The 21,065-nt window shown below is 58.0% G+C and carries 19 protein-coding genes and 1 riboswitch; of the genes, 3 read left to right on the forward strand and 16 right to left on the reverse strand.

All coding sequences use genetic code 11. The features are described from left to right. Positions 1-47: 47 nt before the first annotated feature. Positions 48-1,706 carry a SpoIID/LytB domain-containing protein gene (locus B9A13_RS12205; RefSeq protein WP_084235442.1) on the reverse strand — a complete coding sequence of 553 codons (1,659 nt, stop codon included), beginning with the start codon at positions 1,704-1,706 and terminating at the stop codon, positions 48-50. Positions 1,707-1,797: 91 nt separating this feature from the next. After that, positions 1,798-1,976: riboswitch (Lysine riboswitch) on the forward strand. 195 nt (positions 1,977-2,171) lie between these two features. Here B9A13_RS12205 and asd point away from each other — a divergent pair. The 3 genes from asd (at position 2,172) to dapB (ending at position 4,999) form a co-directional block, all read left to right on the forward strand. Then, on the forward strand, positions 2,172-3,257 hold the full coding sequence (asd, locus tag B9A13_RS12210) for an aspartate-semialdehyde dehydrogenase (RefSeq protein WP_084235443.1): 1,086 nt from the start codon (positions 2,172-2,174) through the stop codon (positions 3,255-3,257). 6 nt (positions 3,258-3,263) lie between these two features. Further along, on the forward strand, positions 3,264-4,151 hold the full coding sequence (dapA, locus tag B9A13_RS12215; RefSeq protein ID WP_084235444.1) for a 4-hydroxy-tetrahydrodipicolinate synthase: 888 nt from the start codon (positions 3,264-3,266) through the stop codon (positions 4,149-4,151). An 86-nt stretch (positions 4,152-4,237) separates the two neighbouring features. Beyond that, complete coding sequence (gene dapB, locus B9A13_RS12220; RefSeq protein WP_084235445.1) at positions 4,238-4,999, forward strand: 4-hydroxy-tetrahydrodipicolinate reductase; 762 nt, start codon at positions 4,238-4,240, stop codon at positions 4,997-4,999. A 977-nt stretch (positions 5,000-5,976) separates the two neighbouring features. Here dapB and B9A13_RS12225 read toward each other — a convergent pair. From B9A13_RS12225 to nusB, 15 genes are all read right to left on the reverse strand, one after another. Next, positions 5,977-6,348 (reverse strand): hypothetical protein, encoded by a 372-nt coding sequence (locus B9A13_RS12225; protein WP_084235446.1) that lies wholly within the window; start codon positions 6,346-6,348, stop codon positions 5,977-5,979. A gap of 547 nt (positions 6,349-6,895) precedes the next feature. Beyond that, on the reverse strand, positions 6,896-7,306 hold the full coding sequence (locus B9A13_RS12230) for a hypothetical protein (RefSeq protein WP_084235447.1): 411 nt from the start codon (positions 7,304-7,306) through the stop codon (positions 6,896-6,898). 378 nt (positions 7,307-7,684) lie between these two features. After that, positions 7,685-8,911, reverse strand: coding sequence for a tyrosine--tRNA ligase (gene tyrS / locus B9A13_RS12235; RefSeq protein WP_084235448.1), 1,227 nt, complete (start codon positions 8,909-8,911; stop codon positions 7,685-7,687). Then, positions 8,908-10,599 carry a DNA repair protein RecN gene (gene recN, locus B9A13_RS12240; RefSeq protein ID WP_084235449.1) on the reverse strand — a complete coding sequence of 564 codons (1,692 nt, stop codon included), beginning with the start codon at positions 10,597-10,599 and terminating at the stop codon, positions 8,908-8,910. Before recN ends, tyrS begins: the two co-directional genes overlap by 4 nt. A gap of 71 nt (positions 10,600-10,670) precedes the next feature. Continuing rightward, entirely contained in the window at positions 10,671-11,123 is a 453-nt protein-coding gene (locus B9A13_RS12245) for an arginine repressor (protein ID WP_084235450.1), read from the reverse strand. Continuing rightward, positions 11,120-12,004 (reverse strand): NAD(+)/NADH kinase, encoded by an 885-nt coding sequence (locus B9A13_RS12250; protein WP_084235451.1) that lies wholly within the window; start codon positions 12,002-12,004, stop codon positions 11,120-11,122. Before B9A13_RS12250 ends, B9A13_RS12245 begins: the two co-directional genes overlap by 4 nt. Positions 12,005-12,050: 46 nt before the next feature. After that, positions 12,051-12,866, reverse strand: a complete 816-nt coding sequence (locus B9A13_RS12255; RefSeq protein ID WP_084235452.1) for a TlyA family RNA methyltransferase — start codon at positions 12,864-12,866, stop codon at positions 12,051-12,053. Further along, entirely contained in the window at positions 12,856-14,715 is a 1,860-nt protein-coding gene (dxs, locus tag B9A13_RS12260; RefSeq protein ID WP_341456035.1) for a 1-deoxy-D-xylulose-5-phosphate synthase, read from the reverse strand. Before dxs ends, B9A13_RS12255 begins: the two co-directional genes overlap by 11 nt. 125 nt (positions 14,716-14,840) lie before the next feature. Next, positions 14,841-15,446 carry a hypothetical protein gene (locus B9A13_RS12265; protein WP_242942859.1) on the reverse strand — a complete coding sequence of 202 codons (606 nt, stop codon included), beginning with the start codon at positions 15,444-15,446 and terminating at the stop codon, positions 14,841-14,843. Between the two features lie 906 nt (positions 15,447-16,352). Beyond that, positions 16,353-16,796, reverse strand: a complete 444-nt coding sequence (locus tag B9A13_RS12270) for a divergent PAP2 family protein (protein WP_084235454.1) — start codon at positions 16,794-16,796, stop codon at positions 16,353-16,355. A gap of 11 nt (positions 16,797-16,807) precedes the next feature. Continuing rightward, complete coding sequence (locus B9A13_RS12275; RefSeq protein ID WP_084235455.1) at positions 16,808-17,692, reverse strand: polyprenyl synthetase family protein; 885 nt, start codon at positions 17,690-17,692, stop codon at positions 16,808-16,810. 22 nt (positions 17,693-17,714) lie between these two features. Beyond that, entirely contained in the window at positions 17,715-17,951 is a 237-nt protein-coding gene (locus tag B9A13_RS12280; protein WP_084235456.1) for an exodeoxyribonuclease VII small subunit, read from the reverse strand. A 15-nt stretch (positions 17,952-17,966) separates the two neighbouring features. Next, positions 17,967-19,172 (reverse strand): exodeoxyribonuclease VII large subunit, encoded by a 1,206-nt coding sequence (xseA, locus tag B9A13_RS12285; protein WP_084235457.1) that lies wholly within the window; start codon positions 19,170-19,172, stop codon positions 17,967-17,969. Between the two features lie 54 nt (positions 19,173-19,226). Further along, entirely contained in the window at positions 19,227-20,159 is a 933-nt protein-coding gene (locus B9A13_RS12290; RefSeq protein WP_084235458.1) for a tRNA (adenosine(37)-N6)-threonylcarbamoyltransferase complex transferase subunit TsaD, read from the reverse strand. Continuing rightward, positions 20,156-20,629 (reverse strand): transcription antitermination factor NusB, encoded by a 474-nt coding sequence (nusB, locus tag B9A13_RS12295; protein ID WP_084235459.1) that lies wholly within the window; start codon positions 20,627-20,629, stop codon positions 20,156-20,158. Before nusB ends, B9A13_RS12290 begins: the two co-directional genes overlap by 4 nt. Positions 20,630-21,065: the final 436 nt, after the last annotated feature.

Genomic DNA, 21,065 nt, shown 5'->3' on the forward strand with positions numbered 1-21,065 from the left:
AATGCGGCTGTTGCCCGTGCCCGCTGAAAAACAGGGCCTTGGGCGGTTCAGTCCAGATTGACGCCGGAATAGTAGTACCCGATGATCTGGTCATATGTATAGCCCTGGCTCGCCATGCCGTAAGCCCCCCATTGGCTCATGCCGACGTTGTGTCCCTTTCCGGTTCCGCTCACCGTGAAGGATCTGGCGGTGCCCTGCGTATAGAGGGTGGAGAGTCCCGTGGAAGATAGCACATAGGTGCTGGAACCGCTCCCGCTGAGCTTCCCCACCGTCCCGTCCCCCCGGAGAGCGTAGGTTTCAGCAACAGTCCCAAGAGTATCGGTGCCTCCGTTGACATAGAGCGTAACGCTCCCGTCGGCGGGCGCTATGGAAAAGCGCTGGCTGGAAAGAGATTTTCCCAGAGAAGAGCTGTAGAATATGCTCTTGGCCCCGGAGCGGTAGAAGGTGTAGCTCTTCCCCCAGTCGTCCCGGAAGGTGACCGACAGGACATTCCCCATGGCGGTGTATTCCGACACGTAGACGTCGGTGATGTTTCCGGTGGTGTAGCCTTTTTCCTTCAGAAGCGCCGTGAGCTGGTCCAGTGTATAGGTGACGTTCCAGTAGTATCCGGATATTTTTTCCACGGGCTCAAATGGGTCCTCCACTCCCATGAGATAGGGATAGCTGGTACCCCAGACGTTCTGCACGTCCTCCGTGGCTCCCCCGTCGCAGGAGAAGTACACCGTTTCGGCTAGGCTCCCGCCATAGCAGACGAACATTCCACAGGTTTCGTCCACCGCCTGATCGGTGACGGCGTTTGCCGAGTTGGTTCCCTTGTATACCTGACAGTCCGTGGTGTTGCACAGGTCGAACCCGTCCTTGGCGTGCTTGGAATTGCTCTTCACGGCGTAAGTGCGGGCGCAGACCGCCTGAGCCTTCAGGGCCTCCAGAGGCCAGGAGGGGCTCATCTCATAGGGGATGACCCCCTTGATGTAGTCCTGCATGGGCAGCACGTTGATAACCGTAATATACCCGCCGGAGACCCGTCTATACTCGAAGCCCCCGTAATACTTGATGTTCTTGAACCAGGTGACCGCCTTCACCGAAGAATCCAGGTTGGGCAGAACCGCCAGCTGGGTGTTCCCCCCGCCGTCGTATTCAAACAGAATCGTGGTGGTGGTGGTCCGGGTCACCGTGATGCCCGTCGAGCTGTTTCCCACCGCCGTGCCTCCCGTGACCCCCAAGGACAGCATGGCGGCGTTGGCCGCGTCCGCAGTCTGGTAATTTCCCGCCCTGACGTAAAAGCTCCCGGATACGTAAGCCGGAAAGGCCGGCACTGCGGTGATGGCCGCCGCAGCCTGCTGCGCCTCCGCGAAGGTCCCGTAGACCTGGGGCAGCTGGATGTGATAAGCCCCGATGACGGAGTAGCTGTATGTGGGCACCGTATCATAATAGGTTCCGCCGGAAACATAGATATTGGTGTCGCAGGTCATGGAGATCTTGGTTTCCGCGGTGGAGCCCAGAGACACAAAATTCCTGCCGGAATCATAATATCCGAACTGGTATCCGCTTCCCGCAAAATTTTGCAGGTTCGCGGAAAACAGCGCGCTGGACCCATAATACAGGCCGACTTTAACGGTGGGATTGTCGTCCACTGCAGCTGCGGAAACGGTAAGGCAGGCGAGAATAGCCCCGACAGCCGCCGCAATTTGCACAAATTTTCTCATGATTCTCCTCCAGAATCCTCCGTTTTGCCCGGCCCTCTTGCGCCGGCAGGGTTGACTTCAAAAAAAAAGTGTGGTAGGATTGAGCAAATAGATGCAGGATAGAGGCGCAACCTTCAATATTAGCGCGGGGAGGGCTCCGGATAGGCCCCTTGAACCGATTGCGAAAGGGACGGTTGCCGAAGAGCGGGCGATACCGGGGTCGTCTTCTCTGGGTGCCGTGTGAACAGCCCGGCAACTGTCATCAGGGTTTGATGGAGAGCTATCTGCTTTTGTGAATATCGTGCCGGCAAGGGCGCCGTCCTTCCTCCGACATTATATTACAAAATCAGCTGGTTTTTCAACCCGCTGATTTATTTTTTTACCGTCCCCTCCGGGGGACCTGTCCGCCCGCCGGAAATCGGGCGTGTCATAATCCGGTACTGCTCAATATAGTATTGATATAGATACAGATAGGAGTCGTTTGGTATGGAAAAGCTCAAGGTGGGTATCGTAGGCGCGACGGGAATGGTGGGCCAGAGGTTTGTGACCCTGATGGACGGCCATCCCTGGTTTGATCTCAAGGTGGTGGCGGCAAGCGGCCGCTCCAGCGGAAAGACTTACCGCGAAGCCGTGGAAGCCCGCTGGGCGATGTCCGTTCCCATCCCCGCGTGCGCAGAAAATCTTATGGTGAAAAACGCAGTGGAGGATGCCGAGCGGATTGCGGAAGAGGTGGATTTCATCTTTTCCGCCGTGGATATGAAAAAGGAAGAAATCCGGGCGCTGGAAGAGCGGTATGCGAAGCTGGAATGCCCTGTAGTCTCCAATAACAGCGCCCACCGGTTCACCCCCGACGTGCCTATGGTGATCCCGGAGATCAATCCCGAACACCTGGATGTCATCGGGGCCCTTCGAAAACGGTTGGGGGTGAAGCGCGGGCTCATCGCGGTCAAATCCAACTGTTCCCTGCAAAGTTATGTCCCCGCTATTCATCCCCTGCGCGCCTTCTCTCCGGAAAAGCTCCTGGTATGCACGTACCAGGCCATCTCCGGCGCAGGTAAAACCTTCGCCACCTGGCCCGAAATGGTGGACAACGTCATCCCCTATATCGGAGGAGAAGAAGAAAAGTCTGAGCGCGAGCCCATGAAGATCTGGGGAACGGTGAAGGACGGCGTCATCGTGCCGGCCGCCTCCCCCGCCATTACGGCGCAGTGCCTCCGGGTGGCCGCCTCCGACGGGCACATGGCGGCCTGCTTTGCCACCTTTGCCAAAAAGCCGCCCATCGACGAGATCCTTTCCGTCTGGAAGGAATTCAAAGGCCGTCCCCAGGAGCTCTCCCTTCCCACCGCGCCGAAACAGTTCATCCATTACTTTGAAGAGGAATCGAGACCCCAGACCAGGCTGGACCGGGATTTGGAAAAAGGCATGGCCATTTCCGTCGGCCGCCTGCGTCCCGACACGCAGTACGACATCAAATTTGTAAGCCTGTCTCACAACACCCTCCGCGGCGCCGCAGGAGGCGCTGTCCTTCTGGCGGAACTGCTGTGCGCCGAGGGCTATATTGCAAGGAGGTAATTACCGTTGAAAACACCAGTATTTGAAGGATCCAGCGTTGCCATTATCACTCCCTTCCGGGGAGAAGGCGTGGACTATTCCAAGCTTGCCGAACTCATTGACTTCCAGATAAACGGCGGGACCGATTCCATCGTGATCTGCGGCACCACCGGCGAGGCCTCTACCCAGAGCATCGAGGAGCATCTGGAGGTTATAAAGTTCTGCGTGGAGCACACCAATCACCGGGTCAAGGTGATCGCCGGCACCGGAAGCAACGACACCAAGGCCGCCGTCTACCTCTCTCAGCATGCCGAGGCCTCCGGGGCAGACGCTCTTCTCATGGTCACCCCCTATTACAACAAAACCACACAGGCGGGCCTTGTCCGTCACTTTACTTACATAGCCGATCGGGTGAACATCCCCATTATCCTCTATAACGTTCCCTCCCGCACCGGCCTGTCCTTCACCGCGGACACCTATCGGGAGCTGTCCAAGCATCCCCTGATCAACGGCGTCAAGGAGGCCTCCGGGAACTTCTCGCTGGCCGCCCACACCCGCCTTCTCTGCGGCGACGAACTGAACATCTGGTCCGGCAACGACGACCAGGTGGTCCCCCTCATGTCTCTGGGCGCCAAGGGCGTCATCTCCGTGGTGGCCAACATGCTCCCCGCCGACATGGCCCAGATGACCCATCTGTGCCTGGAGGGCAAATTTGCCGAGGCTTCCGCCATGCAGATCCGTATGATGGACCTCATCGACGCACTCTTTGTGGAGGTTAACCCCATTCCCATCAAAGCCGCCATGAACCTCATGGGCATGGATGTGGGCGAAGTGCGCCTGCCTCTTTGCGAAATGACCGCCAAGAACCTTCCGGTGCTGGTAAACGCCATGAAGAATTACGGCGTAAAATTCTGAAATTTTAACGAAAACAGCGCGGGGAGCCGAAAACACGCGGTTCCCCGCTTCTTCCTAACCAAAGAACTGTAAAAGAAGGTGTAACAATGCTGAAGGTCGTTATTTCCGGCTGCAACGGGCGCATGGGCCAGGTGGTCACCTCCATCTGCGAGGCGGAGGAAGGGATCACTGCGGTGGCCGGCTTTGATGTCAATACCGCCAAGCGCTCCTCCTATCCGGTTTATGCCGCTCCCATGGAATATCAGGGCAGCGCCGACGTGGTGGTGGATTTCTCCAACGCCTCCGCCCTCACTCCCCTGCTGGCTTACTGCGTCAAGCGCAAGCTTCCCGTGGTCCTCTGCACCACCGGTTACTCCGCCGACCAGTTGGACGAGATCCGCGCGGCCGCGGAGACCATTCCCGTCTTCAAATCCGCCAACATGTCTTTGGGCGTGAATATCCTTCTGGATCTGGTCCGCCGGGCCGCGAAAATCGTGGGCTCCGGCTGGGACATCGAGGTGCTGGAACGGCATCATAACCGGAAGGTGGACGCCCCCAGCGGCACCGCCCTTATGATTGCCGACGCCCTTTCCGAAGCTCTCCCCTACGAGCCCGAGTACGTCTACGACCGGCACAGCGTGCGCCATCCCCGTGGAAAACAGGAGATCGGCATCAGCGCCATGCGGGGCGGCACCATCGTGGGGGATCACGAGGTGCTCTTCGCCGGCCGCGACGAGATCATCGAGATCCGGCATTCTGCCCTCTCCCGGGAGGTCTTCGCCGCCGGCGCCGTCCGCGCCGCCGCCTTCCTCGCTTCCCGCAAGCACCCCGGCCTTTACACCATGGAGGACCTGGTGGCCTCCGTATAATTCGGTCTATTTGTCCCAACAGCAGCGCCCCCGTCCGAAAAGGACGGGGGCTATTGTTTTCTCCTAATAATAATCCGTTGGAATCATAAGTTACCCCGCGTAGGTCTAACCTACATTCAAAATCTGTATACCTTTCGTCCTCTTTAAAATCTTTATTGGAAAATGATTCCGAAAATCTTGGACGAGAGCAGCGCGCTCCCCGCTGGGGGTAACTTTTTGTTTCTTCAAAAAGTCACCAAAAACAGACCAAGAGGCTTCGACCGCTTGGATCTCCGGGGAGGGTGCTTCTGTGGACGCTCTTAATGAGTAATTGACTATTGGCAGTTTCGAACGCACGGACGGCTCTATGGCAAGAGGTCTTTTTTTCAGCCCGCGATCGGGGCTCTCCGTATTGAAGATTTTAGGACTAAATGAGTCTGCGAAAACTTGCTTTGTGCGCGTTTAAGAGGATTGGCTTTCTTCTGGGTTTTCCGATTTAGGGACATTTTAGGATAAAAATGCTCTGTTTCGCTGTTTTTAATGTTATGTCAACTTGTCAGGAATGAAGTTTGATGTGCAGTTCTTCTTCAACATTGCAATCAGTAGGTTATTGCAAATTTTCTGAGCCGCTGAGACCGGTTTTCGGAGGGCCGGTCGCGGGCTGAAATTGAGAATTTCTGTATTTTGAGTTGTCCGGGCGGTTCTTCCTGCCAATGGCTCGGTTCTTTCGGAGGCGCGCTTGCCGCAAAGCCCTCTATGGGAATCCAAGGGGCCGGAGCCTCTTGGCGCCGCTTTTTAGTTCCTTTTTCCCGGCGAGTGGAAAAAGGAACCCCCGCCGGAGGCGCGTAATACTCGTTCTCCTTTAAAACTATTACTGGAAAGATTGATTCCGAAAGGCTTGGTCGGAAACGCGGAGCCTCCGTCCAAACCTTTCGTATATAAAAAATAGAAAATGCCCAGGGGTTAACTCCTGGGCAAATTATGCCAAACATCCGATATCAAAAAGCAAGATGAAACCAAATAGTCACGGCGATCATCCCCAAAGTCGTCGCCACCCATGCGACCGCCATCCGTACTGTATGTTGAGCCATTTTAATATCGTCCGGCTTCTTCCGGTACTGTATGTAATCGCTTGCCAGAAACTGCGGGAAGATCAGCAGCCCCGTCAACAGCAAAAAAAGCACATAATCGGGTTCGCCCCCGGCACGAAGGGCGGAAGAGAAGTCCCGGTTAAGTCCGACCACCATCCCGACACCGCAGACCGCCCTGACAAGCAGTTCGTAAAGCCTGATCCGCTCTGTGTCCATCATAAGATTCAGGATCAGTATTCCCGCCAGCATAGCCGCGCCGAAAACAATAAAAAGGACCATAATACCCCCCTTTTTTTAATACTCCGCTTTCGTGACATCCAATATTATCTTTCTATCCCAGTATAGCCCAATCCCTCCGCCATCGCAACTGTCTTCCCCACGCTGGCAGTCGCCGAAAAGGGATAATCAGCCCATCCTCTCAAATGTCGCAAAGAGTACGTTTTCGCAGACTCATTGAGCCCCACAGGCCAAAACCCGGAGAGTCCCGATCGTGGGCTGAAAAACAGGCCTCTTGCCATAGAGCTGTCCATGCGTTCAAGACTGCCAAAAGTAAATTACTCATTAAGAGCGCCTGCCGGAGGATCCTTCCCTGGGGATCCAAAGGGGCCGCGGCCCCCTTGGTTTGCTTTTCGTGCCTTTTCCCAAAACGGAAAAGGCACCCCAGCGGAGCGCGTACTCCTTCCAACCCCCTTGTAAATCAAGTCTTAAATGCAATAAGGCAAACCGCCCCCTTGAACGAGGGACGGTTTGTGCAGTCTCTGTCAAATAGCAGCTACCCAAGGCCTGTAAAGACCCGCCGCCGCTGCGCCCTGTATGCGCCTGCGTATTACGTTGAACATTGGATAAATTCCCAAACTATAGACAAAACAAAAACGAATGCTGAGCCAAGAAAACCTACGACCGATTCTTTGATCAGCTTTTGGGCAAGCTGCGCATCGTCGCGATTTTTCCGGTATTGCGTATAGGTACTGACCAAAACATACAGCGATACATATATGCCGAACATTAGAGAAAATAATACGGGCCCGGGCAGCGAGTCGTTTCCGTGCTTGTACTCGGGAATTCGCAATTGAAACCCGAAGAAAGTACCCAATACCGCTAAGAAATGGCCGATGCCCCCAAATCGGTCCGCTTGGGAGGCGTCCATCTTTCTATTAACAACCCACACGATGAGCAGGCCGGCCGCTATGAATCCGGCGGCGAGGATAAATGGCGCAAGCCCCTGTTGAATCGACATAAAACGCCTCCATTTCTTATGGCAGATCGTATTTTTTCTTCCTGCAGCCGCTCCGGAATCCGGCAATCCTCCGCTGGACAAAATCCAGTATTACCTTCTATTCCCAGTATAACCCACGTTCTGTGATATCGCAACCGCTTTCTCCCGCGCCGGAAAGGTACAGTACCTTCATCTTCTCAAACGCCGCAAAGAGCACTTTTTAGCAGACAAATTGAGTCTCACAACCCAGGATACGGGAAGTTCCGATCATGGGCTCAAAAACAGAGTGCTTGCCACCGGACTGTCCATGCGTTAGAAACTGCCGATAGTCAGTATATTAAAAAATAAAATTACCCCGGAGCCGAAGCCCCGGGGTAATTTCTATCTACATGAAAAATCTTATTTCAATATCGCCCGGTGGAAAATCTTCTTCCCCTTTTTCACTATCATTCCGTCACCGGAGAAGACTTCTTTGCCAAATTTTTCAGTAAAGGTGTTTAACTTTACTCCTTCAGCCTCAATGCCTCCCTGCTCGATCAGCCGCTTGGCGTCGTTCCGGGTCCCGGCAAGGCCGCACTTGAGGAGCAGGCTCACCGCGTCGATGCTGCCATCTTTGAAATCCTCTTCGGACAATTCCGTAGTGGGCATGTTCTCCAGGTCACCGCCACCGGAGAAAAGCCCCCGGGCCGTTTCCTGGGCTGCTTTGGCCTCGGCCTCCCCGTGAATGAGGCTGGTGAGCTCGTAGGCCAGCACCTCCTTGGCCCGGTTGAGTCCGCTTCCCTCCAGGGCGGCCAGGGCGTCGATCTCCTCCAGGGGCACGAAGGTCAGAAGCTTAAGGCATTTGATGACATCCGCGTCGTCCACGTTGCGCCAGTACTGATAAAAGTCGTAGGGCGGCGTTTTGTTGGGATCCAGCCATACGGCTCCCGACTGGGTTTTTCCCATCTTCTTCCCTTCAGACGTAAGCAGCAGAGTGAATGTAAAGCCATATGCATTGTCACCCGTTTTTTTGCGGATCAGCCGCGTTCCTCCCAAAATGTTGGACCACTGGTCGTCCCCTCCGCACTGGAGGTTGCAGCCGTACTTCTGGTGCATGTAGTAGAAGTCGTAGCTCTGCATCAGCATATAATTGAACTCCAGGAAGGAAAGTCCCTTTTCCATCCTCGCCCGGTAACATTCCGCCGTGAGCATCTGGTTGACGGAAAAATGCACCCCGATCTCCCGGAGAAACTCCACATAGTTGAGGTTTAAAAGCCAGTCGGCATTGTTCACCATCAGCGCCCGGCCGTTAGAGAAGTCGATGAACCGTTCCATCTGGACCTTGAACCGTTCCGCGTTAACGGCGATCTGCTCCAGGGTCATCATCTGGCGCATGTCGGTCCTGCCCGAGGGATCTCCCACCATGGTGGTTCCCCCGCCGATGAGGGCGATGGGCTTGTTTCCCGCCAGCTGCAGACGGCGCATGATGGAAAGGCCCATAAAATGGCCCACATGGAGGCTGTCCGCCGTGGGGTCGAACCCGATATAAAATATGGCCTTCCCGCTGTTGATGAGGTCTCTCGTCTCCTCCTCGTCGGTCATCTGGGCGATGAGGCCCCTTACCTTCAGCTCGTCGAATACGGTCATTTTGCTTCCCTCTCTATTCTGATTTTATATGCTTCTGCCGCCTCCAGAAGCTCAGCCGCTCCCGAGAGCGTGATATCGGTGATCTGCGCTCCTCCCGTGATCCTGGCCAGCTCCTCTTTCCGCCGCTCCTTGTCCAGAAGAGAAACCCCTGTCTGGGTCCGGCCTCCCGCTTCGCCCTTTTCCACGGAGAAATGGCTGTCCGCCATAGCGGCGATTTGCGGCAGATGGGTCACGCACAGCACCTGCCTGCCCCGGGAAACCTGAAAGAGCTTTTCCGCCACCCGCTGGGCCGCCCGTCCGCTCACGCCCGCATCCACCTCGTCGAAGATGAGCGTCGCCCCGTCCCCGTCCGCCAGGGCGTTTTTCATCGCCAGCATGATCCGGGCAAGCTCCCCGCCGGAAGCGACCTTGTTCATGGGCCGCAGGGCCTCCCCCACGTTGGCGGACATCAGGAAACGCACCTCGTCCCACCCCGCCGCGCCCGGCTCTTTGGCGGAAAACTCCGCTTCAAAGCGCACCTTCGGCATGTCCAGCTGCGAAAGTTCGGATAAGATCCGTCCTTCCAGAACTTCCGCCGCGCTCCTTCTGACTTTGGAAAGAGCCTCCGCCGCTTCTTTGACGAGAGCGGCCGCTTTTTCCCGTTTTTCCTCCAGCCGCCGTACCGTGTCGTCGGCAAACTCGATTTCCTCCAGCTCGGTCCTGCGCTTTTGCAGAGTGGCGAGCATCTGCTCCGAGGTTTCTCCGTATTTTTTCTTCAGTTTTCCCAGAAGGGCCAGCCGTCCTTCCAGCTGGTTCAGCTCCTCGGGGGAAAATTCCAGTCCGTATTTCAGATCCCGGATCTCCTCGGCCGCGTCCTGGGCCAAATATCGAAGCTCCGTTAGCTTTTCCGAGAGCGCCGCCATCTCCCCGTTCACCCGGGCGGCCGGCGTGAAGGCCCGCTCCGCTTCGGCAAGAAGGGATGCCGCTCCTCCGGTGTCCTCGTCCCCGGAAAGGCACGCGTGGGCGGTTTCCACCGCCTCGGTGATCCTTTCGGCGTTCCGCAGGATATTTCTCCGGGCTTCCAGCCCCTCTTCCTCCCCGGCCTGAAGCTCCGCCCGCTCCAGCTCCGCGATTTGATGGCGCAGCAGGTCCGTCCTCCGAGCCTTTTCCGCCTCGTCCATATGGAGGGCACGGATCTCCCCCTCAATGGCGGCGAGGGCTTCATACCGCGCCCGGTATTCCGAAAGCTCTTTATCCGTCTTCCCGAAGAGATCCAGATACCCCAAGTGGTTCTGCTCGTTTAAAAGCTTCAGTCCCTCGTGCTGCCCGTGGATCTGGATGAGAAAGCTCCCCAGGGCGCGAAGCTGAGACACCGTCACGGGACGGCCGTTGATCCTGCACACGTTCCGCCCGTCGGCGAAGATTTCCCGCTGCAGCAAGAGGTTCCCGTCCTCGTCGCTCTCCGCCCCGATTTCCCGGAAAAAGGGATTTTCGGGCAGGGCGCAGAACACGGCGCTCACCGATGCGCAGTTCTCTCCCGTGCGCACCAGGTCCCGGGAAGCCCGCTCCCCGGTGACCGCGCCGATGGCGTCGATAACGATGGACTTTCCCGCTCCGGTCTCGCCGGTAAGTACGTTGAACCCCGGCTCGAACAGGATGTCCGCCCGCTCGATGACGGCGATATTTTCGATATGAAGCAGCGAGAGCATTCCCTCACCCCCCTGAGAACGATTCCTCCCGGACCGTCCGCTCCGCGGTCTTTGCGCCGGTTCCGGCGGGATTATTCAATCATGCTCTTGATATCTTCGCAGAAGGACGCGGCAGAAGCGGCGTCCCGCATGATGAGAAGAGCCGTGTCGTCTCCGGCCAGGCTTCCCACCATATATCCGATTTCCATGGAATCCAGGGCGGCGCATGCCGCCGAAGCAAGCCCCGGCATGGTCTTGATGACCACGATATTCTGGGCGCTGTCAAAAGAGGTGACGCTCTCCCGGAAGATGGTGCGCAGCCTCCCCGCGAAGTTGAGGGAATTTTTCCGTACGGAAACGGCGTATTTGTACGTGCCGTGTCCCGTCAGCTCCTTTACCAGGTGCAGGGCCTTGATGTCTCTGGAAATTGTTGCCTGAGTGCTGCTGAATCCGTTTTCCCGCAGTCTCTCTAAAAGCTGGTCCTGGGTCTCGATTTCCTCGCTCTCGATGATGTCCAGAATTCTGGCCTGCCGCTCAGATTTCATACCGGCTCCCCCTGTTTGCTGAATTTTCGTTTGATTACCTCGTAAAAACTGTTGTCGGACAGACAGACGAGGGTCGTTTGCTTGTCGGATTTGCGGATCAGTACCTCATCGCTGGAATAAAGACGGAAGGCCCGGCCTCCGTCCACCGACAGATAGGCGGACTTGTGCATCAGCGCGCCCACCACCGTCTTCACCGCCCTGTCCTGGGACAGAACGAAGGATTTCGCCGCCAGGGTGTGGGCGCAGATAGGGGTCACCAGGATGTTTTCCGCCGTAGGCTCCACGATGGGCCCTCCCGCCGACATGGAATAGGCCGTGGAGCCTGTTGGAGTGGAAATAATCACTCCGTCACCGGAAAAAGAAGAAATAAGCGCTCCGCTGCTGAAAACCGAAAGCTCGATGATCCTCGCGATCGCGCCTTTGGTGATCACCGCGTCGTTGAGTGCGATGTTCTGGTACACCCGTTTTCCTGCCCGCAGCACCTGGATGTCGATCATCATCCGGGCCTCCCGGCGGCATTCCCCCCGGGCCAGCTTTGACAGCAGGTGCAGTTCCCCGCTCTCCAGCTCCGCCATAAAGCCGATGCTTCCCATGTTGACGCCCAGCACCGGGATCCGGTGATTCGCGGCCTCCTTGGCCACGTGGAGAATCGTCCCGTCTCCCCCGAAGCAGATGATGAGATCGGCTCCCCGCAGCGCCGTCGGAAGCGGCTGAATTACAACCCCTTCCGGAAGCCCCGCCTCCCCGTTGACCGGAAACGGAAGACACACGGCGGTTCCTATGCCGGCATTTCCCAGAATCTCGGCGGCCTGCAGCGCCGCCTTCAGGCCCCTATCCCGGAAGGGGTTGGGGCAGAGAATTATTTTTTTTAGCGGATTCAAACCGGTAACCTCCCCGCCTTCACTTTACTTTTTAAACCTGCGTCCGTCATGATCCGGCGTCCATTCCCGTTTCGTCGTGGGACTGCCGGACCAAAGCTTTCAGATCGCCCGCGAAGGGCTCTCCCGAACCCAGAGACAGGTATCCCAGGTACTCGATATTCCCCTCCGGCCCCCGGATGGGAGAATGGGTGATGCCAAGGACTGAAAAACCCGCCTCGGAGGCGTTTTTCAAAAATCCTTCCAACACCTCCAGATGGACCTCGGGATCCCGTACGACTCCCTTTTTGCCTACCTTTTCCTTTCCCGCCTCAAACTGAGGCTTGATAAGGCAGAGGGCATGCCCCCCGGGCTTTAAAAGTTTCGCCGCAACCGGAAGCACAAGGCGCAGGGAAATAAAAGACACGTCGATCACCGCAAGGTCCGGGGCCCCTCCCAGAGCTCCCGGGGTAAGGTACCGGATATTGGTCCGCTCCATGGGCACCACTCGCGGATCGGTGCGCACGCTCCAGGCCAGCTGCCCGTATCCCACGTCCACGGCGAAAACCTTTTCCGCGCCGCGCTTCAGAAGACAGTCGGTAAAGCCCCCCGTGGAGGCGCCCACGTCGATCGCCGTAAGTCCTTTCGGATCGACGCCGAAATAGTCCAGCGCCTTTTGGAGCTTGAGCCCTCCCCGGCTCACAAAGGGGATCGGGTTCCCCCGCACCTCCACCTGGGCGGTCTCGGAAACCAGCGTTCCCGGCTTGTCCGACTTTTGGCCGTTTACGTATACAAGGCCGCTCATGATGGTGCTCCGCGCCCTCTCCCGGCTCTCCGCCAGGGCCCGGGAGCAAAGGAGAACGTCCAGCCTGACCTTATCTGTCATGGCACATCTCCCCTGCCGTTTCGGCGATGCCCTTCCCGTTCAGGCCGCACATGGCCAGAAGCTCCGGCACCGAGCCGTGGGGAATGAATACGTTGCCGAGATTTTTCAGGGCAAAATTCTTCAGGCAGATGCCCCGCTTAGCCGCCTCCGCTCCGATGCGCATTCCCACGGAGCCCTCCTGAATGGACTCCTCCGCCACCAGAAGCCGCCCCGTTCGAAGTGCGCAATCCAGGACCGCGTCATAATCCAGAGGTGCGATAGAATCCAGCTTGAGAACCTCCGCCGAGATTCCTTCGGCTTCCAGAAGCTCCGCCGCCTCCGTCAGTTCATTGACCATAACGCCGTACCCCGCCAGGGTGATGTCCTTACCCCGGCGCAGAACCGCGTGGGTTCCCCGGCCCCACTTGCCCCGGTAATTCCCCTCGCAGCCCCTGGGATAGCGCACCGCCACGGGGCCGGAACATTCAAACAGGGCGTATTCCAGCATGGAGGATAATTCTCCGTAACTTGCAGGGCATAAAACGGTCATACCCGGCACCTGGGCAAGGAAGGACGCGTCGAAAGCCCCCTGATGGGTCTCTCCGTCCTCTCCCACGAGCCCAGCCCGGTCCACCGCGAAAACCACGTGGAGCCCGGAAATAGCCACGTCGTGGAGCAGCATGTCGTAAGCCCGCTGCAGAAAGCTGGAGTAAACGGCAAAGACGGGCAGCAGCCCCTGCTTGGCCATACCGGCGCACATCGCCGTGGCATGGCCCTCCGCGATCCCCACGTCGAAAAAGCGCTTGGGATACCGGGAGGAGAATTCGTCCAGTCCCGTGCCCGACTGCATGGCGGCGGTCACCGCGCACACCCGGGGGTCTTTTTCGGCAAGCTTCAGCATGGTCTCCCCGAAGACGCCGGAAAAGCTCTTTCCGGAAGCGCATATGGGCTCTCCGGTTTCGATCTGGAACCGGGAGATCCCGTGGAACTCATTGGGATGCTCCTCCGCGAAGGGATACCCCTTCCCCTTCACCGTGCGTACATGGATCAGTACTGTGGTGTTGATCTGCCTTGCCCACTGGAGAAGATAGGTGAGCTTCTTGATGTCGTGCCCGTCCACGGGGCCCAGGTAGGTAAAGCCCATGTCCTCGAACATGCTGCAGGGCCAGAGAGCTTTCTTCACCGCCGTCTTCACCCGATGGGTGACCCGGTAGATCCGTTTTCCGCCGGGAATCACGCCCATGATCCGCCGGTAAGTCTTCTTGAACTCGAAATACTGGGGCTTCACCCTCTGCCGCGCCAGGTGGCTGGCGATGCCTCCCACGTTTTCCGTGATGGACATGCCGTTGTCGTTGAGCACTACGATGAGTGGCTCCCCCGACTCCCCGGCGTCGTTGAGACCTTCGTAGGCAAGGCCTCCCGTAAGGGCTCCGTCCCCCAGCACCGCCACCACGGAATAATGCTCCCCCCGGATGGTCCTGGCCCGGGCCATTCCCAGCGCCACCGACACCGAGGTAGAGGCGTGCCCCGCGATAAAGGCGTCGTGCTCGCTCTCCGCCGGCTTTGGGAACCCGGCTACGCCCTGGAAAGAGCGGAGCGTCCCGAAAGTGTCCTTCCTTCCGGTGAGGATCTTATGGATATAGCATTGGTGCCCCACGTCGAAAACCAGGCGGTCCCTCCAGGTATCGAAAACCCTGTGCAGCGCCACCGTCAGCTCTACCACTCCCAGGTTGGAGGCCAGGTGACCCCCCGTGTGGGACACGTTCTCAATCAAAAACTCCCTCAGCTCTCTGCAGAGGGCTTCCGTTTCCTTGTCGTCCAGCCGTTTAACGTCTTCGGGCGAATGAATCTGTTCCAGAATGATGGTAATACACCTCCCGTCCCGGTTTGCGCTTAAATTTCGCTTTCTGAAACTGCGCCGAACCGGGAGGAATCCCGATAATAATCTATAAAATCAGTCTGGCGTCATGCTGCGTCAGACCCGCCGGAAAGGCTTCAGTCCCCCCAGTGGGTGAAAAACCGCGTCACGCGCCCCGCGAAATATACGATGTTGGTGCTGTTGTTGATGGCCGCCGTCTTTCCCAGCGCCTTGCCGCCGATCATAAGGCCGGAAACCGCCCCCGACACCGCCAGGGAAATGGCGATGTTCTGAGTCGCCAGATCATGCTGCAGCTTTGTCACGATGATGGCCGCCGTGGTTCCGCTGATGATGCCGGCGATGTCTCCCACCACGTCGTTGCAGAAGCTGGAAACCTTTTCCGCGTTGCGGATGAGGCGCAGAGATTCGATGGCACCCGGCTGCTTGTGGGCCGCCATGGAATGAAAGGGTTTCTCGTCCGCCGCCGTCACGGCCACGCCGATGATGTCGAAAAGAATACCGAGCAAAATAAATGCGGCCAGCACAGTAAATGCCAGTATATAACCGGCATTCTCCAGAGCCTCCGCAGATAATAGGGTCAATATGGCCGACATGGCGACGGAAAAAAGAACAATCCTGATAATCCAGCGGACATCCGTTTTTTTCAGAATGGTCCCGGGAGAAGGCTTTCGTCTTTTCTTCCCTCCGGTCTTGGCCTGAATCTCTCCGTCGTCCTTTTTCAAAACGAATCCTCCGTCGAATTTCCCAAAGCTGTCGGGCCGCTTTCGTAACCCGCGGCGGAGGAGCGCAGCGCTCCTCCCGCGGATAAATCGTCATAATAGTAACAGTGGCGGCAATGGAGGTAAATCTTACGGCTTAGGTTGGGTTGGATTTCCCCCCGGAGTGCCTCTCGTTGCCGATCAGGCGGTTTCCCATTAAACTCCGGACTGCCGTGTTGCCACCGGCAAGACCCGACTGCCACTTAGTCCGCACTGTAATCCCTCCACTGCCCTTAAAAAGACAGCCTAGGTGTTTTCCACAACAGGCAAACCGTCTCTTAGCCTCTTTTGCAGGCATGGTTTCAGGAAGCAATGTCACCCGTTGCCCTGGCCGGGGCCGCAGGTGCGTAACTCTTCCATCCGCCATACCCACTCAAGGCAGGCTACTCTGCACACAGCGCTGACTTGCACCGCATTGCAGGTTTAACCCTGATTCGTGCCCGGTCTCACAAATTCTCTTGGAAGTCTGGCCGGCCACAAGAACAGGTCTCCACGGCAACAGGGTCGGGCTTCACATGCCGTTGTAAATCGCCCTGAAGCCTTAACCTCCAGCACCCACCCTATACTGGGCGTATAAAGCAGGCACCAGAGACTTCATCGATGTGCCCTTAAAAGGATTTTTAGGCCCTTCTTAGAAGACGGCAGCTCTGACTAGGATACTGCGCCGCTGTTATGTATTATGATATGTTACCATAGAATCCGGTTTTATTCAAGGGAGGAAAAAGCCAATTTCAGGCGATTTTACCTCTCCGCGCCCGCTTTTTGGCGATCCGCTGTATTCCTGGGTTCTCTGCGTCCCTGGATAGTATTGTCTTTGTTTCTTCTACAAGCGTTCTATGTAGCTTGTAATCGTCCGCCTCCCGCGGTCAGCTATGCCAGCAGCCCGATGAGCAGGCCCAGCACGGCTCCCGCGGCCACTTGGAAAGGCGTGTGCCCCAGCATTACCTTCAGTTCCTTTTCCAGGATCTCCGGCTTCATCTCCGACCAGTGCTCCATCATGTAATTTAAGACCTTGGCCTGTTCTCCCGCCGCCCTCCGGACGTTGGACGCGTCGTACATCACCACCACGGCCACCACCGCCGAAATGGCAAACAGCGGCGAGGAGATGCCGTAGAGCTTCCCCACCGACGTGGCGCAGGCCACCACGAAGGCGGAGTGGGAGCTTGGCATTCCTCCGCTGCCGAAAACCATCTTGATGTCCCACCGCTTGTCCGTGTAGCGGTAGATCGGCACCTTCAGGATCTGCGCCACCACCCATGCCAGAATGGCCAGATTCAGAATTTTGTTGCATGTGAAGTACGCTACATAGTTCATGCCGTCACGTCCTACTTGTTCCGTTTTGCCAGCTTGTCCGCAAGCCAGCATAAAAACCCCGCTTCGGGAAGCTCGCGGAGGGCGTCCTTGGCCTCCAGAGTGCATTGATCCACCTGGCGCCGGCATTCCTCCAGGCCCAGGAGGGTGACAAATGTGATTTTTTCGTTTGCCCGGTCCGATCCTGCGGTTTTCCCCAGGGTCTCGACGTTTCCCTCCACGTCCAGCATGTCGTCCCGGATCTGGAAGGCAAGGCCGATCTTTTCCGCGTACCGGCCCAGAGCGGCAAGCTCTTTTTCCCCGCCGCCGCCGATGATGCAGCCCATCTCCGCCGAGGCCCGGATCATGGCTCCCGTTTTCAGCCGGTGGATCTGCTTCACGTCCGTTATGGTAAGCCCGCGTCCCTCGCAGGCCACGTCCATGCTCTGCCCTCCGGCCATGCCCTCGGCCCCGGCGGCCTTTGCCAGGGTATTGGCCGCCGCAATCACCCGCTCCGGCGGAAGGCCCCTCCCGCTCTCCGGCCGGAGCATAACCTCGAAGGCCGCCGTCTGCAGCGCGTCCCCCGCGAGAATAGCGCCTGCTTCCCCGAACACCCGGTGGTTGGTGGGCTTGCCCCGGCGGAAGTCGTCGTTGTCCATGGCCGGCAGATCGTCGTGAATTAAGGAATAGGTGTGGATAAGCTCCACAGCGCAGGCAAAGGGAATCGCCTTTTCCATCTCGCCCCCGCACACCCGGCAGCATTCCAAAGTCAGTGCGGGCCTCAGGCGTTTTCCCCCCGCCATAAGACTGTATTCCATAGCCTCGAAAAGCCCGCAGTGGGCCGGCTTGTTGGAAAAGCAGCCGCGCAGGGCTTCGTCCGTTTTCCTGCCGTATTCCAGGAGTCGCTCTTCATATTCCATTGATACTTTTCACTGCCTTTAATCAGACTGATTCCTTAGGAAATTCGGTTTCCGCGGGCGTGCCGTCGGCGCTCTTCATCAGGCGCACCACCTTTTGCTCGGCGTTATCCAGCATGGTGCCGCACCGCCGGAGCAGTCCCGTTCCCTCCTCAAAGAGGGCCAAGGAATCCTCCAGGCGGGCGTCCCCCTTTTCCAGGAGCTTTACAATCTGCTCCAGCCTGGTGATGGAATCCTCGAAGCTCAGTTTCTTTTCCGCCATAGTCTTCTCCCCGTTCTATTTCTTCCGCTCCGTCACGGTGCAGCCCAGCCTGCCCCGCTGGAGCGTGACGGTGATGGTGTCTCCCTCGTGTACCTGCGTATATTCTTTTAAAATCTCTCCCGCCGGGCCCCGGGCGATGGAATATCCCCGGCCCAGCACCTTCAGAGGACTCAGTGCGTCCAGCGCGGCGGCCAGCCGCCCATAGTGCTCCCGGTGCCCGTGCACGGCGTTTCGCATCGCGTTTGCCAGCCGTTCCTGGTCAAAGTCCAGCACCATTCTTCTGTCCTGGATATAGTTGAGCGGACTTAGCATCGACCGGGTCTGGCGAAGTCTCTCCAGCCGCTCCCGGCCAAGCTTGATTTTCCGGTCCAGAGCCTGGGCGGCTCTGGTTTCCATGTTCCGCAGCCGGATCTGCAGTTCCGCCATGTCCGGCACCGCAAGCTCCGCCCCGTTGGAGGGTGTCGCCGCCCGCAGGTCGGCCACGAAATCGGAAATGGTCACGTCCGGCTCGTGCCCCACGGCGGAGATCACCGGGATCCCGGAGGCGAAGATCGCCCGGGCCACCCGCTCGTCGTTGAAGGCCCAGAGGTCCTCGATGGAGCCCCCGCCCCGCCCCGTGATGATGAGGTCCGCCAGCTTCCACTGGTTTACGTACCGCAGCGCCCCGCAGATTTCCGGCGGCGCCTCCTCCCCCTGTACCCGCACGGGGAGGACAATCACCTTGGCCAGAGGATACCGTTTTCCCAGCACCCGGATCATGTCCCGCACCGCGGCCCCCGCGGAGGAAGTGATAAGGGCGATCCTCTCCGGGTAGGCCGGCAGGGGCTTTTTATGCTGCTGGTCAAAAAGGCCTTCCTTGAAAAGCTTCTCCTTCAGCTGCTCAAAGGCCACGTGAAGGTCCCCCACTCCGTCCGGGGTCAGCTCATTGCAGTAGAGCTGATACTGCCCGTCTCTCGGGAAAACTGTGATCCGGCCGAAGGCGATCACCTTCATCCCGTTTTCCGGCCGGAAGCGCAGTTTCGACGCCGCGCTTTTGAACATCACGCTCCGCAGCGTCCCCTCTGGATCCTTCAGCGTAAAATAATGATGTCCCGAAGGATAGATTTTATAATTGGACAGCTCCCCCCGCACGAATATTCCCGCCAGCGCCGCGTCCTCGTCCAGAAGGGCCTTGATATGTTCGTTGACCTCGGATACCTCGTAAATCCTTCCCGTCTGCATCCCGGCCCTCCCTTCCTTTCCTTATAAATCTCTGTGGGATACCCCGCGGCCGGTTCATCCCCGCGCAAGAGCGCGGTTAGAAAGCAGCGCGATCCCCGCGGCGTTGTCTCCGCTGAACTCCGCCGGAGCGAAGATCGCTCCCGGGATTTCCCGGAGTCTCTCCCGCAGCACCCGGCTGGAGGAAACGCCGCCGGAAAAAAGCACCGGCAGCCCCGGATACCGGCGAAGGGCCTCCTTCGTGGCCGCCTCCGCCGCCGCGGCGACGGAGGAAACGGCAAACCGGGCGATCTCCTCCGGCTTCCGCCCTGCCTCCCTCTGCTCATGGACCTTGTTTTCCAGTCCCGATAGCGAAAACTCCAGCCCTCGGAGCCTCGGCGTAAAGTATATATCCTTTTCAGCCGCTTCGGCCAAAGCGTCCAGCTCCTGCCCTGCGGGAAACCGCATTCCCAGGAGTTTTCCCGTCCTGTCGATGAGCTGGCCTGCCGCCAGGTCTTCCGTTCCGCCGATCCGCTCCGCCGACACTGCCGCTTCCCGGGGCGTCACATAAAGAAGCTCCGTGGTGCCTCCCGACAGATGCCAGGCGAGAAACGGCCTGTCCAGCAGTTCCTCGTGTCCCGATGACCAGGCGGCGGCGGCAAGGTGCCCCTCCTGATGGGAAAACGAAAAAAACGGGATGCCCATGGAAAGGGCGATCCCCCGTCCCAGGGTTTCCCCCGCCAGAAAACAGGGCATGTAGGATCCCTCCGCCCGCCGGGGCTGCGTACTGGCTCCCGCGGCCCGAATCTCTTTGGGGAACCCCGCTCCCAAGAGCTCTTCCAGCACCTCCGGCAGGGCCTTCAGATGCAGGAAAAGTGCGTCGGACTGTCGCAGGCCGAGATCGCCCTCCGGCACGGGGAGCAGGCGCCCCGCCTGCCTGTGCCCCTCCGCTCCGAAAAGAGCGGCCGACGTCCTGTAATTGCTGGTGTCCAATCCCAGGCAGGCCTTCATTCCCGGTTTTCCTCCGGGCCGGACTCGTTGCACTCTCTTCGTACAAAGGTGCCCAGGATGCCGTTGATGAAGGAGACCACCTCGGGTTCCTCATATTTCTTGGCGATTTCCACCGCTTCGTTGATGGCCGCCCCGGTAGGGATTTCCGGCATGTACAGGATCTCGTACATCGCCACCCGCATGATGGCCGAGGCCACCCGGGAAATGCGGGAAAAACTCCAGCCCACGGCGTATTTCCCGATGTAGGAGTCCAGCTCCGCGCTGTGCTCTCCCACACCGGTGACCAGCTGCCGTATGTACTTGAGTTGCTTTTCGTTGGGCATCTCCCGGTAAATCTCATCCTCCTCTTCCAGGGTCCGGAAAACTTCCGGATCCAGGCGCAGATCCATAAGCTCCGACGCCGTAAGGCTGGAAAATCCCAGTTCATAGGACAGGTGGATCGCGATTTCTCGGGCGGTCGTTCTTGTCATTCCATATCCTCCGCTTCCCCGTCGGGAGCTTGTCCGGCTCCGGCCTTCCGAAGAAGCCGGGCTCTGCGGGCCTTTCGGCCGGGAATTTGATGGGTATATCCGATAAACTGTATTATAATGCGTACGGATCAAAGCCGCAAGTTATGAAAGCCAAGGCCTCCAAGATAAACCGGCTTTGTTCATTCGCAGGAATCTTGAGCGTTTTCGTTCAAAAATCCTGCACGTCCCCTTAAGGGCAGGAGCCTTCAGGGCGGATACGCATGGATACCGATGCCCGATTTTCTCCGTATACGGCGCTTTGCCGCTGCGTACGGAGAAATCTGGAGCTTATGCCCCATGGCTAAACCGCAGAGCGGTTTAGCCATCAGACATTATTATAAACAATATTCCGGCAAAAATAAACCTCCGGATTGACAAAATCCGGCCCGGAATGTCA

This window comes from Papillibacter cinnamivorans DSM 12816 (genome assembly GCF_900176335.1).
GTDB lineage: Bacteria > Bacillota > Clostridia > Oscillospirales > Oscillospiraceae > Papillibacter > Papillibacter cinnamivorans.

Coding starts and splice junctions, on each gene's coding strand:
- xseA (WP_084235457.1), bottom strand. CDS start 19,172: ATGCAGACGGGAAGGATTTACGAGGTATCCGAGGTCAACGAACATATC.
- B9A13_RS12230 (WP_084235447.1), bottom strand. CDS start 7,306: ATGTCGATTCAACAGGGGCTTGCGCCATTTATCCTCGCCGCCGGATTC.
- B9A13_RS12270 (WP_084235454.1), bottom strand. CDS start 16,796: ATGAACTATGTAGCGTACTTCACATGCAACAAAATTCTGAATCTGGCC.
- B9A13_RS12205 (WP_084235442.1), bottom strand. CDS start 1,706: ATGAGAAAATTTGTGCAAATTGCGGCGGCTGTCGGGGCTATTCTCGCC.
- tyrS (WP_084235448.1), bottom strand. CDS start 8,911: ATGACCGTATTCGACGAGCTGAAGGTAAGGGGCCTCATCGCCCAGATG.
- B9A13_RS12255 (WP_084235452.1), bottom strand. CDS start 12,866: ATGACAGATAAGGTCAGGCTGGACGTTCTCCTTTGCTCCCGGGCCCTG.
- B9A13_RS12225 (WP_084235446.1), bottom strand. CDS start 6,348: ATGGTCCTTTTTATTGTTTTCGGCGCGGCTATGCTGGCGGGAATACTG.
- B9A13_RS12290 (WP_084235458.1), bottom strand. CDS start 20,159: ATGAAGGCCTGCCTGGGATTGGACACCAGCAATTACAGGACGTCGGCC.
- B9A13_RS12245 (WP_084235450.1), bottom strand. CDS start 11,123: ATGAAATCTGAGCGGCAGGCCAGAATTCTGGACATCATCGAGAGCGAG.
- asd (WP_084235443.1), top strand. CDS start 2,172: ATGGAAAAGCTCAAGGTGGGTATCGTAGGCGCGACGGGAATGGTGGGC.
- dapB (WP_084235445.1), top strand. CDS start 4,238: ATGCTGAAGGTCGTTATTTCCGGCTGCAACGGGCGCATGGGCCAGGTG.
- recN (WP_084235449.1), bottom strand. CDS start 10,599: ATGCTCTCGCTGCTTCATATCGAAAATATCGCCGTCATCGAGCGGGCG.
- B9A13_RS12280 (WP_084235456.1), bottom strand. CDS start 17,951: ATGGCGGAAAAGAAACTGAGCTTCGAGGATTCCATCACCAGGCTGGAG.
- B9A13_RS12275 (WP_084235455.1), bottom strand. CDS start 17,692: ATGGAATATGAAGAGCGACTCCTGGAATACGGCAGGAAAACGGACGAA.
- nusB (WP_084235459.1), bottom strand. CDS start 20,629: ATGACAAGAACGACCGCCCGAGAAATCGCGATCCACCTGTCCTATGAA.